This is a genomic window from Dechloromonas agitata is5 (genome assembly GCF_000519045.1).
GTDB lineage: Bacteria > Pseudomonadota > Gammaproteobacteria > Burkholderiales > Rhodocyclaceae > Azonexus > Azonexus agitatus.
The window spans coordinates 2,503,438-2,519,347 of record NZ_KI912532.1; the positions used below are offsets into that span (position 1 = coordinate 2,503,438).

The following is a 15,910-nucleotide window of genomic DNA, read 5'->3' on the forward strand; positions in this document are numbered from 1 at the left end:
GGTGGGTCCGCTGGATGGGGTGTGAAAACGAAATTCTGGCAGAAAAGTGTGACGCTTTGGGGATATCCCCCTTCAGCGCAGCAATTTCTGCTTGATCGCCGGCAAGGCGGCCAGTGCAGCGCGCTCGCCTTCGATCATGGCCTCGTTGCGCGCCGTGAAGTCCCACGACTTGACGTAGGGCAGCCTGGGGCGGATCACCACATCGGCGCCCTTGAGCTCGTTGGCCGCGATGGCGCCGCCCATGATGGTCGTCGTCTGCCACATGATGGCCGTCATGCTGTCGGTTGGCTGGCCTTCCGGCTTGGCCGAAATATCGACAGCGATGACGATGTCGGCCCCCATGTCGCGCGCTGCCTGGACTGGCACCGGGCTGGTCAGGCCGCCATCGACATAACTGTGGCCGCGGAATTGCGTCGGCTGGAAAACACCCGGTACGGCCGCCGAGGCGCGCACCGCCATGCCGGTATCGCCGGTGCGGAAGACGACGCGCTCGCCGCTGTTGAGGTCGGTGGCAACGGTCGCGAAGCGGCGGTTCAGCTGTTCCAGCGGCCGGCGGTTGATGTGCTGGTTGATGAAGTCCTGCAGCGCCTCGCCCTTGAGCAGGCCGCGGCCCCCCAGCGTCCAGTCGGCAAAGATCTTCTCGTCGAGTTGCTGGGCGATCTTCTGCATGGCGAAGGCATCGTAGCCGGCGGCATAGAGCGAGCCGACGACCGCGCCGGCACTGGTGCCGACCACGTAGTCGGGGTAGATACCGTGCGATTCGAGCATCTTGATCACGCCGATATGGGCGAAGCCGCGGGCCGCGCCACCACCGAGGGCGAGTCCGATCTTCGGTTTGGCCGGCGCAGGGGGGGCTTTTTCAGGGCGCAGCGAGGTGCAGGCGCTGAGGAGGGCGGTTGCGGCGCTGGCGAGCAGCAGGCTGCGACGGCGGAGGTCGGGGCGGGATACAGTCATCGTTTTGATTGGGCGTCAGTACCATTCGAGCAGCGATACGCCGACGCCGTAGTAATTGGCGCGGTGATTGTAGTCGATCAGGCTTTCGCCGTAGCCGGAGAACCACTGCAGGTGGCCGCGCAGCTCGCCAGCGATGGGGAAGGCATAGTCCACCTGGATCGCGCCGCGGCTGCTGCTGCCGCCCTCCAGGTTGTGGCGGAGCAGTAGCGAGAACTGATGCCGCTTCATGCGGTGGACGATTTGCAGGTCGGCACGCCCCAGGTAGCTTTCGATATCCGGATTGTCGTCCGTATTGCGGTCTTCCTTGATACGCCACCAGGGGCGAAGGGTGACTGTCCAGTCCGCCTTTTCGAAGGCCAGTGTGCCGATGATGCGATTCCAGCTGCGTGAGAAAGGCAGCGCCCGGCCGTTTGACTGGTGGTTGATGCCGAGTGCGGCGAAGCGGCCGCGCCAGCCGCCCAGCGTGTAGTCGGTGCGCCACACCAGCATGGCTTCCGGTTCGTGGTTGGTTTCGCGGAAGGGGCGCGAATCGGCACCGGTATAGACTTGCCAGCGCGAGGTCTGGGTATAGCCGAACCAGAGGTCGCCGTTGCTGCCAAGAAGGTCTTCGTAGAGTTTGCTCTTCAGACTGATCTGCAACTTGGCTTCGGTGGTGCCGAGCGCGGTATAGCTGGCGCTGTGTTCGGCGGCAGGCGAGTTGGGGTGGTGGTTGGGCTGGTTGGCGCGGAAGAACGGCAGCACGTAAACCGGTTTGTAGGGCCGGATGCGCAGGATCCTGCCCCGTTCCTCCGGATCCAGTTCCCAGGCCTGGCCAAGCAGCGAGGGCGAGCGGGGCGTCTCGGGGAGAGCCATGCTGCTTTCGAGCGGTGGCTGCTCCGGGGCGGCGATGGCGGTTGGCTGCGCGTCGGCGGCATTCGTCGCAGGCAGCGGCGGGACGCCGGCGGCCACGCGGTCATAGCAGGCGAGCCGCGCGCGGTCGTCGATCAGGCGACGGCATTCGGACAGCGACTCAAGGCCGGCAGCGTGGCCGGAAGCGACAAACAGCAAGGGCATGAACAGCGGATTGAGGCGCATGACGGGGCAATGGGCGTCCAAAATCGCATGATAGGCCAAGCCGGGACGGTACGCGGCGTGAACGAAAAGCCGGCCAGGCATTGCTGCCGGCCGGCCATGGGTCAGTCAGAAAGGCTTATTTCTGCGGCGGCGGGCCGCCGGCCGGACCGCGACGGCCCTGGCGTCCCCATTGCGTCTGCTCGTCGAAGGTCTTCTTCTGCTCCGGCGTCAGCTGGGCGTAGAAGTCCTTCATGGCGGCGACGTGCTGGCTCATCGCTTCCTGATGCTGTTTCTGCCATTCCAGCATCTTCTCGGCGCGCTCTGGCGCTGTCAGCGTGCTGAAGTCGACCGGGTCGGGGCGCTTGGCGTTTCCGGCAAACGGGTGGGATTCCTGGAATTTCGTCCAGGCGCCTTCCTGTTGCGGCGTCAGCTTCAGCGCGTCGTGCAGGCGCTGCTGGTGCATCTTCATGCGGTCGGCGAAGCGGCCTTCGGCATAACGACCGCCCATCGGGCCATCACCCCAGCAGCCGCCACGCTGGGCGAAGCTCGGGGCGGACATGACAGCGGCGCTGGCTCCCAGCACCAGGGCGGCAATACGCAGTTTTTTGTTGTTCAACATGGTGGACTCCTTGATGGTGAAGGCGGGACATTCCGCGCTGGAAACCATTAGAGCGCACACATGTAATTCAGCTATTTCCGTCCGGGGGGAAAGTGTTGCAAGCTGTTTCAGGTGTCAGGCTGAGAGAGCGTGAAGAACATTCACCGCCAAGGCGCGAAGGCGCAAAGGGGGCGCCAAGGAAAAGCGCAGGAAACAATCCGGGTGCTCAGACATCCGCCTCGACCAGCCCGCCGTCCTTTTCCATCCACGCCCGGCGGCCGGAGGCTTCACCCTTGCCCATGAGCAATGTAAACGTGCGGTGCATCTGGGCGATCGTGTCACGGTCGGCCTGGAAGGGCACGAGGCGGCGGGTGTCCGGACAGAGCGTGGTTTCCCATAGCTGGTCCGGGTTCATTTCGCCGAGGCCCTTGAAGCGGGAGACGGTGATGCGGTGTTCCGGGACACCTTCCTCGCGCAGCTTGTGCAGGGTCTGTTCCTTCTCGGCTTCGTCGAGGCAATAGACCTTGCGGGTGTGCCCCTTGGCTTCGACGTCGACGCGGAACAGCGGCGGTTGCGCGACGTGGATGTGGCCCTTTTCGACCAGCGCCGGGAAGTGCTTGAGGAAGAGGGTGAACAGCAGCACCTGGATGTGCGAGCCGTCCACGTCGGCATCGGACATCACGATGATGCGGCCGTAGCGCAGGCCGGAAACGTCGATGCTGTCGATCTGGTCGATGCCGTGCGGGTCGACGCCGATGGCGACCGAAATGTCGTGCACTTCGTTGTTCTTGAACAACTGGTCGCGCTCGACTTCCCAGGTGTTCAGCACCTTGCCCCTCAGCGGCAACACCGCCTGGGTTTCCTTGTCGCGGCCCTGCTTGGCCGAGCCGCCGGCCGAGTCGCCCTCGACCAGGAAGAGTTCATTGCGCGAAATGTCGTCGGATTCGCAATCGGTCAGCTTGCCGGGTAGGGTGGCGATGCCGGAGGATTTCTTCTTCTCGACCTTCTGGGTCGATTTCATGCGGTTCTGCGCCGCCTTGACCGCCAGTTCGGCGATCTTCTTGCCGAAATCGGCATGGCTGTTCAGCCACAGTTCGAAGGGATCGCGCACCATCTGTGCGACCAGTTTGTAGGCATCGCGCGAGGTCAGTTTTTCCTTGGTCTGGCCCTGGAACTGCGGGTCGAGCACCTTGGCCGAGAGCAGGTAGGTCATCTTGCCGCAGACGTCTTCCTGCGCCAGTTTGACCTTGGCCGGCAGGATGGCGTGGTGCTCGGCAAAAGCCTTGACCGCCTCGAAGACGCCGGATTTCAGGCCGGCCTCGTGCGTGCCGCCATCGAGCGTCGGGATCAGATTGACGTAGCTCTCCGGCTTGCCGCCGCCTTCCTCGAACCAGGCCAGCGCCCAGGTGGCGCCTTCGCCAACCGCAAAACCGTTTTCGACTTCAACGTACTTTTCGCCGACGAAGATCGGTGCCACCGGTGTGCCGACCATCATCTCGGTCAGGTAATCCGCCATGCCGTTCTGGTAGCACCAGACTTTTTTCTCCTGCCCTTCGATCTCCAGTTCGACCGTGACATTGGGCATCAGTACCGCCTTGGAGCGCAGCAGGTGCTCCAGCTGGCCGAGATTGACCTTGGGCGAGTCGAAATATTTCGGATCGGGCGAGATGCGCACCGTCGTGCCGGTCGTGCGCGGGCCGACCTCGCCGATACGGGCCAGCGGCTCGACGACGAAGCCGTCGGCAAAGACGATCTTGTGCACACCGCCGCCGCGCTTGATCTCGACTTCCAGCCGAGTGGACAGCGCATTGGTCACCGAAACACCGACGCCGTGCAGGCCGCCGGAGAAGCGGTAGGCGTTGCCCGACTCCTTCTTGTTGAACTTGCCGCCGGCGTGCAGCTTGCAGAAGACCAGTTCGACGGCCGGCTTGCCTTCTTCCGGGTGAATCTCGACCGGGATGCCGCGGCCGTTGTCCGACACCTCGATCAGGCCGTCTGCCTGGATGCGCACCGAAATCTTCTTGGCGAAACCGGCCAGTGCCTCGTCGGCGGCGTTGTCGATGACTTCCTGCACGATGTGGGTCGGGCAGGTCGTCCGGGTGTACATCCCGGGGCGTTCCTTGACGGGTTCGAGGTCTTTCAGGACACGGATCGAGGCGGCGGAGTAATCGGACATGCGGAACCTGAGCTTGGGTGATAATGTCTGTTGGCCACGCCAGCGCGGCGCGGACCGCGATTCTACCCGCCGCCGCGCCGGCCGTAATCACTATTCAGCCAAGGAATTCCCCGATGAACATCGCCCAAATCGCCACGACCCGCCGTACCTGCAAAGCCTTCGATCCGCAGCGCAAGATTCCCGATGCCGTGATGGCCGACCTGCGCACCGTGTTGCGCTTCGCGCCGGCTTCGGTCAACTCGCAGCCCTGGCATTTCGTCGTTGCCGCCAGCGACGAAGGCAAGGCGAAGATCGCCGCCACGCTGGCCGGCAACTATGCCTACAACGCGCCGAAGGTGGCCCGGTGTTCGCATGCCGTGGTGTTCTGCGCCAGAACCGATCTCGACGAGGCCCACCTGGCGGCCCTGCTTGCCCAGGAAGAAGCCGATGGCCGCTTCCCGATGCCGGAGGGCAAGACCATGCAGAGCAATGCCCGCAATTTCTACGTCAAGTCGCACCAGGACAAGCAGGATCTTGACGCCTGGGTCGATCGCCAGGTCTACATCGCCCTCGGCAACCTGTTGCTGGCCGCCGGGGCACTGGGGGTCGATGCCTGCCCGATGGAAGGGATCGATACCGAAGCCGTCGATGCGGCGCTCGGCCTGCACGCCCAGGGGTTGCGTAGCGTGCTGATCGTCGCGCTCGGCTACAGTGCTGAGGACGACTTCAACGCCCGGCTGCCCAAGTCGCGCCTGCCGGAAGCCCGCATCTTTACCGATATCTGACGCGGCTGCCGGATGGCATAATTGGTGTTTTCCGGCAAGCGAGGGGCAGGTCATGGATGTTCAACCGGCAGAGCCAAAGACACCGCAGCGTGTGCGCGGTATCGACCGCCGATCCCGTAACCGGGTCGAGCCGCCCCCCTTCATGACGCGCAACGGCCTGGTCTTCGAGGAGCGCCGTTCGCCCTTCGATCGCCGGGCCAGTTGGTTGCGCGAGTATTCCTTCGATCTCGTCACACCCTCTTGCTGAACCTGCCGGCGCCGCACCGGCGCTGAACTGACTGCGAACGGAGACCCGCAATGGCCGGTGCCAGCCTGCTCACCCTGATCGACGACATCGCGAGCGTTCTGGACGATGTCGCCATCCTGACCAAGGTCGCTGCCAAGAAAACAGCAGGTGTGCTGGGCGACGACCTGGCGCTGAATGCCCAGCAGGTGGCCGGCGTAGCGGCCGAACGCGAGCTGCCGGTGGTCTGGGCGGTGGCGGTCGGTTCGATCAGGAACAAGCTGATCCTCGTGCCGGCGGCACTGGCGATCAGCGCCTTCATCCCATGGGCCGTCATGCCGCTGCTCATGCTCGGCGGCTTCTACCTGTGCCTGGAGGGTGTCGAGAAACTGCTGCACAAATGGCTGCACAGTGCGGAAGATGACGCCGCACACCACGCCCAGGAAGTCGCTGCGCTGGCCGATGCCGACATCGACCTGGCCGCATTCGAAGCCGACAAGATCAAGGGGGCCATCCGCACCGATTTCGTGTTGTCGGCAGAAATCATCGTCATCGCGCTCGGCACCGTCGCCGAGCAGCCCTTCCTGTCGCAACTGGCGGTACTGTCCGGCATCGGGGTGATCATGACCGTCGGCGTGTATGGCATCGTCGCCGGCATCGTCAAGATGGACGACGTCGGCGCTTGGTTGTTGCTGAAAGGGTCGGGACTGGCGAAATTGATCGGCAAGGGCTTGTTGCTGGCGGCGCCGAAGCTGATGCGCCTGCTGACCGTGCTCGGCACGGCGGCGATGTTTCTGGTCGGCGGCAGCATCCTGGCGCACGGTGTGCCGCCGCTGCACCATGCCATCGAACACTGGGCCGAACTGGCCGGCCCGGGGAGCAGCCTGGCCGGCATGCTGCTCGACGCCCTGGTTGGCGTGGCCGGCGGGGCTCTGGCCCTGCTCGGCCTCAAGACGTTTGCGGTGGGCCGTCGGCTACTGACGGGGGGAGCGAAGGCGTGAGCAAGGCGTTGCGGTTGTCGGAAAAGTGGTTCCGTCTCGGCTTGTGGCTGGTCGCCTTCGTTTTCGCCAGCTTCCTGATTGGACTGGGCGGCAATATCGTCGCCAACCTGCCCAAGGTCGAGCAGCGCTACACGCTCGATGACTTCATCGACAAGCCGGCCGCCGACACGCTGCGTGCCGAACTACGCGGCCTGCAGGAACAACGGCAGGCCGCCCAGGATGCGCACGACCAGGCGCAACTCAAATTCAACGGAGCACGGGCCAATTCGCAGGCCGCGCGCGATACCTTCAACAACTGGCTGGCCACCCGCCATGCCACCAGGCGGGCGGAGCAGGACAGCGAACTGATCGAGCGGACACAGGCGCTCGACGCACTGAAGATCCTCGAACGCAAGGCGCAGGCCGATGTCGAGCGCCAGCAGCAGGCGTTGCTCGATGCCCGGCAGGCCGAAGCGCGAGCGCAACGCACTCTGCAGGCATTGCAGAGCGCCGCCTCGGAAAAGCTCGGTGTCGAATTGCGCCAGCAGGAACTCCGCGTCTTCGGCTACCGGCTGGCCCTGACCCTGCCGCTACTCGCCGTCGCCGGCTGGCTGTTCGCCCGCAAGCGGCAAAGCACCTGGTGGCCCTTCGTCTGGGGCTTCATCTACTTTGCGCTGTTCGCCTTCTTTGTCGAACTGGTCCCCTACATTCCGAGCTATGGCGGCTGGGTGCGCTACGTGGTCGGTATCGCGATCACCGTGCTGGTCGGCCGCTACGCCATCGTCGCGCTGAACCGCTATCTCGAGCGACAGAAGCAGGCCGAAGCCATGCCGGATGTCGAGCGGCGGAAGGAACTCAGCTACGACACGGCGCTGGCGCGACTGGCCAAGAAAGTCTGCCCGGGCTGCGAGCGCCCGGTCGATCTGGCCAATACGGCCATCGACTACTGTCCGCATTGCGGCATCTGCCTGTTCGATCGTTGCGGCAAGTGCTCGCAACGCAAGAGCGCGTTCTCCCGTTTCTGCCACGCTTGCGGAACAGCAAGCAGCGAGGGGCGGGCAGCTTCCTGATGGCGCTGCCCGCGCGGCTACGACTCGAATAGATTGAGCAGCGAGTCGAGGCCGCCGAAGTTGATGGCGACATCGGCCTTGGCGCGGGTTGCCGGTTTGGCGTGGAAGGCCACCGACAGGCCGGCCTGGGCCATCATCATCAGGTCGTTGGCGCCGTCGCCGCAGGCGATGACCTGTTCCTTCCTCAAGCCGAGTTCGTCGGTCAGGCGGGCAATATGGTGGGCTTTGGCCGACGCGTCGACGATGTCGCCGACGACCTTGCCGGTCAGCTTGCCGCCGGAGATTTCGAGCTCGTTCGAGGTGGCGAAGTCGAAACCCAGTTCGATGCGCAGGCGCTCGGTAAAGTACGTGAAGCCGCCGGACAGGATGGCGGTGCGCAGGCCGGCGTTCTGGCAGGCTTCGAGTAGTTCGCGGGCGCCGTGCGAGAGGAGCAGGCGTTCGCCATAGACGCGGGCGAGGACGCGGGCATCCAGCCCGGCGAGGAGGGCCAGGCGGCGGCGCAGGCTCTCCCGGTAGTCGATTTCGCCGCGCATGGCGGCTTCGGTGACTTCCGATACCTCGGCCTTCTTGCCGGCGAAGTCGGCCAGTTCGTCGATGCATTCGATGGTGATCAGCGTCGAATCCATGTCGAAGCAGATCAGGCCGAAATCGGAAAGCTTCTTGCCGGGCTGGGCGAAGGCCCAGTCGAGCTTCTCGGCTTCGATGAGCGGGATCAAGGCATCGAATTCGGGGGTCCGCATCGCCTCTTTCAGGCAGACCACCTGCGGCGGACGGGGCTCAACGGCGCTGGCGCCGGTAGCCGTAACGATGCGTTCGAGCAGGAAAGTGGGCAGGGCGCCGCCCTGGATGATGAGGTTCATGGTGGTTCAGCGTGGTTCATCCCGCTGCCGGATGGCTTTGCGTTGTGCCGTGTAATGCCACCACGGCCGCGCCTCGTCGCCTTCCATGAAGCGGGTGATTGAGAGGAAAACGTCGATCACACAAGGGTCCTGGCGGTACCCGGTGATCGAACAGAGCTGGTCGTAGAGCGCGAAGGCATCCCGCCCTTTCAACTGTTCCGGCGAGTCGATGCCCAGGCGGTGCAGGTCGGCGGCCACGGCGGGCCCGACATTCGGCAGGTCAGTCAGCGTCCTGATCCTGTCGCGCACCACCTTGGCTGGGTTCATCGGGCTGGAGGGGTTAGCTCAGCCGTTCCGGCAGGACGTCGCGGAGCAGCACGGCGGCGTCGCGGATGGTTTTTTCGGTGGTTTCCCAGCCGATGCAGCCGTCGGTGACCGAACAGCCGTATTTCAGCTGCTTCAGATCAGCCGGAATCGGCTGGTTGCCAGCTTCGATATTGGATTCGATCATCACGCCAAGGATCGACTTGTTGCCGGCGCGGATCTGGTTAACGACGTCGGCCATGACCAGCGGCTGCAGTTCCGGTTTCTTGGAACTATTGGCGTGCGAGCAGTCGACGACGATGTTGGCCGGCAGCTTGGCCTTGGCGATGGCGGCTTCAGCCATGGCGATCGAGACGGTGTCGTAGTTCGGGCCGGATTCACCGCCACGCAGCACGATGTGGCCGTGCGGGTTGCCGGTCGTCCGTACGATGGCGACGCGCCCTTCGTTGTTCAGGCCGAGGAAGGAGTGCGGGCGCGAGGCGGAGAGGATGGCGTTGGTGGCCACGGTCAGGTCGCCGCTGGTCGCGTTCTTGAAGCCGACCGGCGTGGACAGGCCGGACGACATCTCGCGGTGGGTCTGCGATTCGGTGGTGCGGGCGCCGATGGCCGTCCAGGCGATGAGGTCGCCGTAGTACTGCGGGCCGTAGGGGTCGAGCGCCTCGGTGCCGGCCGGCAGACCGATTTCGTTAACCTGGAGCAGGAATTCGCGCGCCTTCTCCATGCCGACGTTGACCTGGAAGGAGTCGTCCATGAACGGGTCGTTGATGTAGCCCTTCCAGCCGACGGTGGTGCGCGGCTTTTCAAAATAGACGCGCATGATGATCTGCAGCGTGTCGCCGACTTCATCGGCCAGCTTCTTCAGACGATGGGCGTAATCGAGGCCAGCGACCGGATCGTGGATGGAGCAGGGGCCGACGACGACGAACAGGCGGTGATCCTTGCGATCGAGAATCTTGCGCAGCAGGTTGCGTCCGTGGCTGACCGTTCTGGCTGCCTTGTCGGAAATCGGCAGTTTGGCGTGGATCTCGGCCGGCGTCGGCATCGAATCGAAGGCGGAGACGTTGATGTTTTCGAGGTTGGGGGTCGTCATTTGGTCAGCTCGCGAATCATGTCCTTCACTGCGGCAACCTTGTCGTTCAAGGCTGGGCAGTGGCGTGAAAGGGAAATTTTATCCTGTCCGGCTAATTTATAGGCCCGGTTATTCTGGATCAAATGAATAATCCTGATCGGGTCGATGGGCGGATTTTTCGAGAATTCCGGGCTGAACTGGATGGTGACCTGGTCGGCCGAGGCATCCAGCTTCTGGATCAGCAGCGGCTTGACCATCAGGCGCAGGCGGTGGGTGGCGATCAGCGACTGGCCCTGCAGCGGCAGTTCGCCGAAGCGGTCGATCAACTCTTCCTGCATGGCGTCGATCTCTTCCGCCGTTTCGCAGTTGGCCAGGCGCTTGTACAGCGTCAGGCGCTCATGCACGTCCGGGCAGTAGGCGTCGGGCAGCAGGGCCGGCGTGCGCAGGTTGATCTCGCTGCTGACGCCGAGCGGCTGCGTCAGGTCGATGTTGTCCAGGTTCTTGCCCTGTTTCAGGTGGGCGACGGCACGGTTCAGCATGTCGGCGAAGACATTGAAGCCGACCTCCTGCATCTCGCCGGACTGGCTGTCGCCCAGCACCTCGCCGGCACCACGGATTTCCAGGTCGTGCATGGCGAGGAAGAAGCCCGCGCCGAGTTCCTCGGACATCTGGATCGCCTCCAGGCGTTGCTTGGCCTGCTTGGTCATCGCCTTTTCATCCTGCACCAGCAGGTAGGCGTAGGCCTGGTGGTGCGAACGGCCGACGCGGCCACGCAACTGGTGCAACTGGGCCAAGCCGAACTTCTCCGAGCGATTGATCAGGATGGTGTTGGCGTGCGGGTTGTCGATGCCGGTCTCGATGATGGTCGTGCACAGCAGCAGGTTGGCGCGCTGGCTGGTGAAGTCGCGCATCACGCGCTCCAGCTCGCGTTCGTTCATCTGGCCGTGGCCGATGACGATGCGCGCCTCGGGCACCAGCTTTTCGAGCTTTTCCCGCATGTTCTCGATGGTGTCGACCTCGTTGTGCAGGAAATACACCTGTCCGCCGCGCTTCAGTTCGCGCAGCACGGCTTCTCGGATGATGCCGTCGGAGAATTTCGAGACGAAGGTCTTGATCGCCAGGCGCTTCTGCGGCGCGGTGGCGATCACCGAGAAGTCGCGCAGGCCTTCCATCGACATGGCCAGCGTGCGCGGGATCGGCGTCGCGGTCAGCGTCAGCACATCCACCTCGGCGCGCATGGCCTTCAGCGTTTCCTTCTGGCGCACGCCAAAGCGGTGTTCCTCGTCGATGATGACGAGGCCCAGGCGGTCGAACTTCACGTCCTTGCCGATCAGCTTGTGCGTGCCGATGATGATGTCGATCTTGCCTTCGGAGAGCTCCTTCAAGGCCTGCGCCGATTCCTTGGCGGTCTTGAAGCGGGAGATTTCCGCCACTTTCACCGGCCAATCGGCAAAGCGGTCGACGAAGGTCTGGTAATGCTGCTCGCAGAGCAGCGTGGTCGGGCACAGCACGGCCACCTGCTTGCCGCCCGCGACGGCACAGAAAGCGGCGCGCAGCGCCACCTCGGTCTTGCCAAAGCCGACATCGCCGCAGACCAGGCGGTCCATCGGCTTGCCCGACTTCATGTCTTCGATCACGGCGGCGATGGCCTGCGCCTGATCGGCGGTCTCCTCGAAGCCAAAGCCGTCGGCGAAGGCTTCGTAGTCATTCTCGCCAAACTCGAAGGCGTGGCCCTGGCGGGCGGCGCGGGCGGCGTAGAGCGCCAGCAGTTCGGCGGCGGTATCCCGTGCCTGCTCGGCCGCCTTGCGCTTGGCCTTTTCCCACTGGCCGGAGCCGAGCGTGTGCAGCGGCGCCGCATCCGGCTCGGCGCCGGAATAGCGCGAAATCACGTGCAGCTGCGCCACCGGCACGAAAAGCTTGGCCTCGTTGGCGTAATGCAATTCGAGGAATTCCTGCTCGCCGGTGCCAAGATCCATGCGCACCAGGCCCTGGTAGCGGCCGATGCCGTGGCTCTCATGCACCACCGGGTCGCCGACCTTGAGTTCGGTGAGGTCCTTCAGCCAGTTGTCGAAACTGGCCTTGCGCGCGGCTTCGCGCCGGGTGCGGCGCGGTGCGCCAGCGTACAGCTCGGTTTCGGTAATGAAGGCGAATTGTTGTCCACTCGCGGGCAGCGCAAAACCGGCGTGCAGCGGGGCCACGCCCAGCGCCAGTGGCGCACCGCCGGCGACAAAGCCGGCGAAATCGGCGCTGGCCTCAGTTTTGATGCCGTGTTCGCCCAGCATGGCGGCCAGGGTTTCGCGCCGGCCGGCCGATTCGGCCAGCAGCAGCACGCGGCCCTTGAAGCCCGCCAAGTGGTTCTTCAGCTTGTGAAGCGGGTCTTCGGCCCGGCGGTCGACGGCGATGTCGGGCAGGGCGGTGGTTGCGGCGTCAGTTTTGTTTTCCAGCACCAGCCGGCCGTAGCCCTTGGCGGCGGTGAAGAAGGCTTCGTCGGAGAGGAAGAGTTCGTCCGGCGGCAGCAGCGGACGCGCCTTGTCGCCTTGCAGTAGCTCGTAGCGCGAGCGTGTTTCCTTCCAGAAGGCGGCAATCGCCCCCGGTGCGTCGCCATGGGTGGCGAAGACGGCATCCTTCGGCAGGTAGTCGAAAACGGTGGCCGTTTCCTCGAAGAAGAGCGGAATGTAATACTCGATGCCGGCGCTGGCGATGCCCTGCGACACATCCTTGTAAACGCCCGACTTGGCCGGGTCGCCCTCGAAGGCCTCGCGGAACTTCTGGCGGAAGCGCGTGCGGCCCTTGTCGTCCATCGGGAATTCGCGCGCCGGCAGCAGGCGCACTTCCGGCACCGGGTAGATGGTGCGCTGGGTGTCGACGTCGAAGGTCTTGATGCTCTCGATCTCGTCGTCGAACAGATCGAGCCGGTAAGGCACGGCCGAACCCATCGGGAAGAGGTCGATCAGGCCGCCGCGAATCGAGTATTCGCCGGGCGACACCACCTGCGTGACATTGGCGTAGCCGGCCAGCGTGACCTGGCTGCGGAATTTCTCGGCGTCGATGCGCTCGCCCTTCTTGAAGGCGAAGGTGTAGGCCGCCATGAACTCCGGCGGGGCCAGCCGATAGACGGCAGTCGAGGCCGGCACCAGCAGGATGTCCAGCTCGCCCTGCATGGCCGCCCACAGCGTGGCCAAACGCTCGGAAACCAGGTCCTGGTGCGGCGAGAAGCTGTCGTAGGGCAGCGTTTCCCAATCCGGCAGCAGGCGGACGCGCAGCTGCGGGCCGAACCAGGGGATTTCGTCGAGCAGGCGCTGGGCATCGTTGGCATTGGCTGTGATGACGGCGAGCAACTTGCCGGGATGGCGGCTGGCAATTTCAGCCAGCGCCAGGGCATCCGAGGAACCCGCCAGGGAAGGCAGATCGATGCGCGAACCAGCCTTGGGCAGGGCGGGGAGAGAAAGCAGGGAGGGAGAGACGGACACTGCGAAGCGAAAAGCGTGACGGGCCTTGGATTATAGCCGCTTCGCCAGGGTGCTCTGCGCCTGCACGGATGGGTGATTACCGGGGAGGCAAATGAGCGGAATTACGAAATGGAATGTTGGTTGGGCGCTGAATTGTGTCGGGTGAATCGTCTGAAATCGACCCGAAGCCGCCCGTGACAGCTATGAAAAACTGATGCTCAACGTAGAGCTAACCGGCGCTGCGCGGCCTTATCGCGCAGCGTCCAGCGACCGAAGGGAGCGAGGTTGAGCGCCATGTTAGGTTGCGTTTCGTGGCAAACGCATATGAATAAGCGCAACTCGATTTCCTCTCTTGTCTTGCCGTTCCTCGATGCCATAAGGCTGAAACCCAAGCTTCGGATATAGCAGTAGGCCTGCAACGTTTTGATTGAAACACGACACAGTTACCTCGGTTGCCTGATGCTTTGAGAAAGCAAGGCAGACCATACTTTCGATGAGATATTGGGCCACACCGCGCCCACGGGCTGCCGGGGAAACGATGACGTTTCCAATGGAGCAACACCCACCAGATTCCCAGCGATAGAAGTTGGCGAAGGCGACTACTTCACCACCAAGCTCTACGACCGTCGAATCTGAACGCTGCGCGATTGCCTCCTGCAACTGCGATGCAGCCAGCGGGAATATTGCCTTTGGGAACAAGAAGAACAGCTCGTCTTCGCTTTGCGGAAAGCCGCAAATGAGTTGAATGTCTTCCTCGGCGACAGGGCGATGAGTCAGCGACATGCTTAAAGCAACCTAACGTTTAAGGTAAGGGGCGCGCCGCTTGCGGCGCGTCCCGCTTGACCGCATGGTTAGGGTTGCGGCGTTTGATGAACCAGAAAACCAGAGCCCATTGAGCCAGACCGCAGCCAAAGAAAACGGACCACCAAAGGGACAGGACAAGCCGGCTGTTATAGGGAAACAAGCCTTGGCTCTCAAAGAATGAGATGGCAATCAAGGCGAGTGGATAAGCCAAGATGCTCGATGGTAAGCAAAGGACTAATAGCGCAAACGCCAAATTGCCCGCAATCTCATCGGTTTTTTCGCCGGTGAAGAAGGCTTGCGCGAGAAGCAGTGCCAGCGCAATGGCAAGCAGCCAGAATGAAAAGAGGCGCTTCGTCATGTGGTGCGAAACCTAACGTGAAGTGGACATCAATTTTGCAGGGTTTCTCTCCTGCTTGAGATCTATATCGGTGCGGGGCATGTCTGTAATCGTCCTTGTCATCGGATTTTTCGTGCATATACTGTGTTTATGTACAGCGCTAAATATCCCGTCAAACCCTGCAAGCCTGCCGACAGGCCAGCGCTCAAGTCGGTGCGCTTGCTTGATCAGGTGCGTGAGCGTATTCGGTACAAGCATTACAGCATACGTACCGAGGAATCTTATGTCTATTGGGTACGCGGATTCATACGCTTTCATCAGTTGAAACACCCGAAGGACATGGGTTCCGCCGAGGTTACTGCGTTCTTGTCGTGGCTGGCGGCAGAGCGTGGCGTGGCACCATCCACGCACAAGCAGGCGTTGTCGGCACTGTTGTTTCTGTATCGCGAGGTTCTGGAAATCGATCTGCCGTGGATGAACGAAATTTTGCGCCCAAAGGATCGTGTCCGGGTGCCAACGGTATTGTCGGTTGGCGAAGTGGCTCGCCTGTTTGCAGCGCTGGAAGGACAGATGGCGCTGCTCGCACGTTTGCTTTATGGCACGGGGCTTCGTTTGATGGAGGCGCTTCGCCTGCGGGTGAAGGATGTTGATTTTGAGCGCCGGGAAATTGTGGTTCGTGGCGGCAAAGGAGGCAAAGACCGGAGAGTCATGTTGCCTGATTCGCTGGCTGCGCCTATCAAGGACCAGTTGGCGCATGCCCGTTTGATCTGGTCACAAGATCGTGAGCGCAGCTTGCCGGGGGTATTCATGCCGGATGCACTGGATCGAAAGTATCCAAACGCCGGGATGCAGTGGGCGTGGTTCTGGGTGTGGCCGGCTCCCGAGTTGTCGATTGACCCGCGTAGTGGTGTCCGTCGCCGTCATCATCTTTATGAACAACGCCTGCAACGTGCTATCAAGCAGGCGGTATTACTTGCGGGAGTGAGCAAGCAGGTGTCGGTACACACCTTGCGCCATTCCTTCGCCACGCACTTGCTGGAAAGCGGTTACGACATCCGGACAGTCCAGGAGTTGCTGGGCCACAGTGACGTGAGCACCACGATGATTTACACCCATGTGCTCAATCGTGGCGGGCTCGGGGTCATGAGCCCTGTAGATCGAATGGCAGCGAGTTCGCTTGTTGGTTGAAATGTAGCCGAACGGCGCCTTTCCGGATGTAACTTCGACGGACGGCTTCTGGCCAAGTGCCACCAAACAGCCCATAGCTGAA

General features: G+C 63.0%; 15 protein-coding genes. 5 read left to right on the plus strand and 10 right to left on the minus strand.

The genetic code is table 11. The features are described from left to right. Positions 1-72: 72 nt before the first annotated feature. From K420_RS0112245 to parE, 4 genes are all read right to left on the minus strand, one after another. On the minus strand, positions 73-954 hold the full coding sequence (locus K420_RS0112245; protein WP_027458316.1) for a patatin-like phospholipase family protein: 882 nt from the start codon (positions 952-954) through the stop codon (positions 73-75). A gap of 15 nt (positions 955-969) precedes the next feature. Then, positions 970-2,028, minus strand: a complete 1,059-nt coding sequence (locus tag K420_RS18935; protein WP_051453111.1) for a phospholipase A — start codon at positions 2,026-2,028, stop codon at positions 970-972. 115 nt (positions 2,029-2,143) lie between these two features. Further along, the gene (locus tag K420_RS19770; protein ID WP_157275078.1) at positions 2,144-2,626 is read right to left on the minus strand and encodes a Spy/CpxP family protein refolding chaperone; all 483 of its coding nucleotides are present in this window, start codon (positions 2,624-2,626) and stop codon (positions 2,144-2,146) included. A 205-nt stretch (positions 2,627-2,831) separates the two neighbouring features. Beyond that, a complete protein-coding gene (parE, locus tag K420_RS0112260; RefSeq protein ID WP_027458317.1) occupies positions 2,832-4,781 on the minus strand; it encodes a DNA topoisomerase IV subunit B in 1,950 nt (649 codons plus the stop codon). 113 nt (positions 4,782-4,894) lie between these two features. On the opposite strand from parE, the gene nfsB reads away from it, so the two are divergent. The 4 genes from nfsB to K420_RS0112280 are packed head-to-tail and all read left to right on the plus strand — an operon-like array spanning position 4,895 to position 7,818. Beyond that, a complete protein-coding gene (gene nfsB / locus K420_RS0112265; protein ID WP_027458318.1) occupies positions 4,895-5,545 on the plus strand; it encodes an oxygen-insensitive NAD(P)H nitroreductase in 651 nt (216 codons plus the stop codon). Positions 5,546-5,597: 52 nt separating this feature from the next. Continuing rightward, the gene (locus K420_RS0112270; RefSeq protein WP_027458319.1) at positions 5,598-5,792 is read left to right on the plus strand and encodes a hypothetical protein; all 195 of its coding nucleotides are present in this window, start codon (positions 5,598-5,600) and stop codon (positions 5,790-5,792) included. Positions 5,793-5,842: 50 nt separating this feature from the next. Further along, positions 5,843-6,769: a DUF808 domain-containing protein gene (locus K420_RS0112275; protein WP_027458320.1), complete on the plus strand. Its 927-nt coding sequence runs from the start codon at positions 5,843-5,845 to the stop codon at positions 6,767-6,769. After that, a complete protein-coding gene (locus K420_RS0112280; protein WP_027458321.1) occupies positions 6,766-7,818 on the plus strand; it encodes a zinc ribbon domain-containing protein in 1,053 nt (350 codons plus the stop codon). The genes K420_RS0112275 and K420_RS0112280 overlap by 4 nt, the downstream gene beginning before the upstream one ends. Positions 7,819-7,835: 17 nt before the next feature. On the opposite strand, the gene serB is transcribed toward K420_RS0112280, so the two are convergent. The 6 genes from serB to K420_RS0112310 form a co-directional block, all read right to left on the minus strand. Continuing rightward, positions 7,836-8,678, minus strand: a complete 843-nt coding sequence (gene serB / locus K420_RS0112285; RefSeq protein ID WP_027458322.1) for a phosphoserine phosphatase SerB — start codon at positions 8,676-8,678, stop codon at positions 7,836-7,838. A gap of 6 nt (positions 8,679-8,684) precedes the next feature. Beyond that, positions 8,685-8,984: a helix-hairpin-helix domain-containing protein gene (locus K420_RS0112290; RefSeq protein WP_027458323.1), complete on the minus strand. Its 300-nt coding sequence runs from the start codon at positions 8,982-8,984 to the stop codon at positions 8,685-8,687. Between the two features lie 13 nt (positions 8,985-8,997). After that, complete coding sequence (locus K420_RS0112295; RefSeq protein WP_027458324.1) at positions 8,998-10,071, minus strand: 3-deoxy-7-phosphoheptulonate synthase; 1,074 nt, start codon at positions 10,069-10,071, stop codon at positions 8,998-9,000. After that, entirely contained in the window at positions 10,068-13,520 is a 3,453-nt protein-coding gene (mfd, locus tag K420_RS0112300) for a transcription-repair coupling factor (RefSeq protein ID WP_027458325.1), read from the minus strand. The genes K420_RS0112295 and mfd overlap by 4 nt, the downstream gene beginning before the upstream one ends. 276 nt (positions 13,521-13,796) lie before the next feature. Then, entirely contained in the window at positions 13,797-14,282 is a 486-nt protein-coding gene (locus K420_RS0112305; RefSeq protein WP_027458326.1) for a GNAT family N-acetyltransferase, read from the minus strand. 19 nt (positions 14,283-14,301) lie between these two features. Next, positions 14,302-14,661 (minus strand): hypothetical protein, encoded by a 360-nt coding sequence (locus K420_RS0112310; protein ID WP_027458327.1) that lies wholly within the window; start codon positions 14,659-14,661, stop codon positions 14,302-14,304. Positions 14,662-14,790: 129 nt separating this feature from the next. On the opposite strand from K420_RS0112310, the gene K420_RS0112315 reads away from it, so the two are divergent. Further along, on the plus strand, positions 14,791-15,828 hold the full coding sequence (locus K420_RS0112315) for an integron integrase (protein ID WP_027458328.1): 1,038 nt from the start codon (positions 14,791-14,793) through the stop codon (positions 15,826-15,828). The last annotated feature ends 82 nt before the right edge of the window (positions 15,829-15,910 follow it).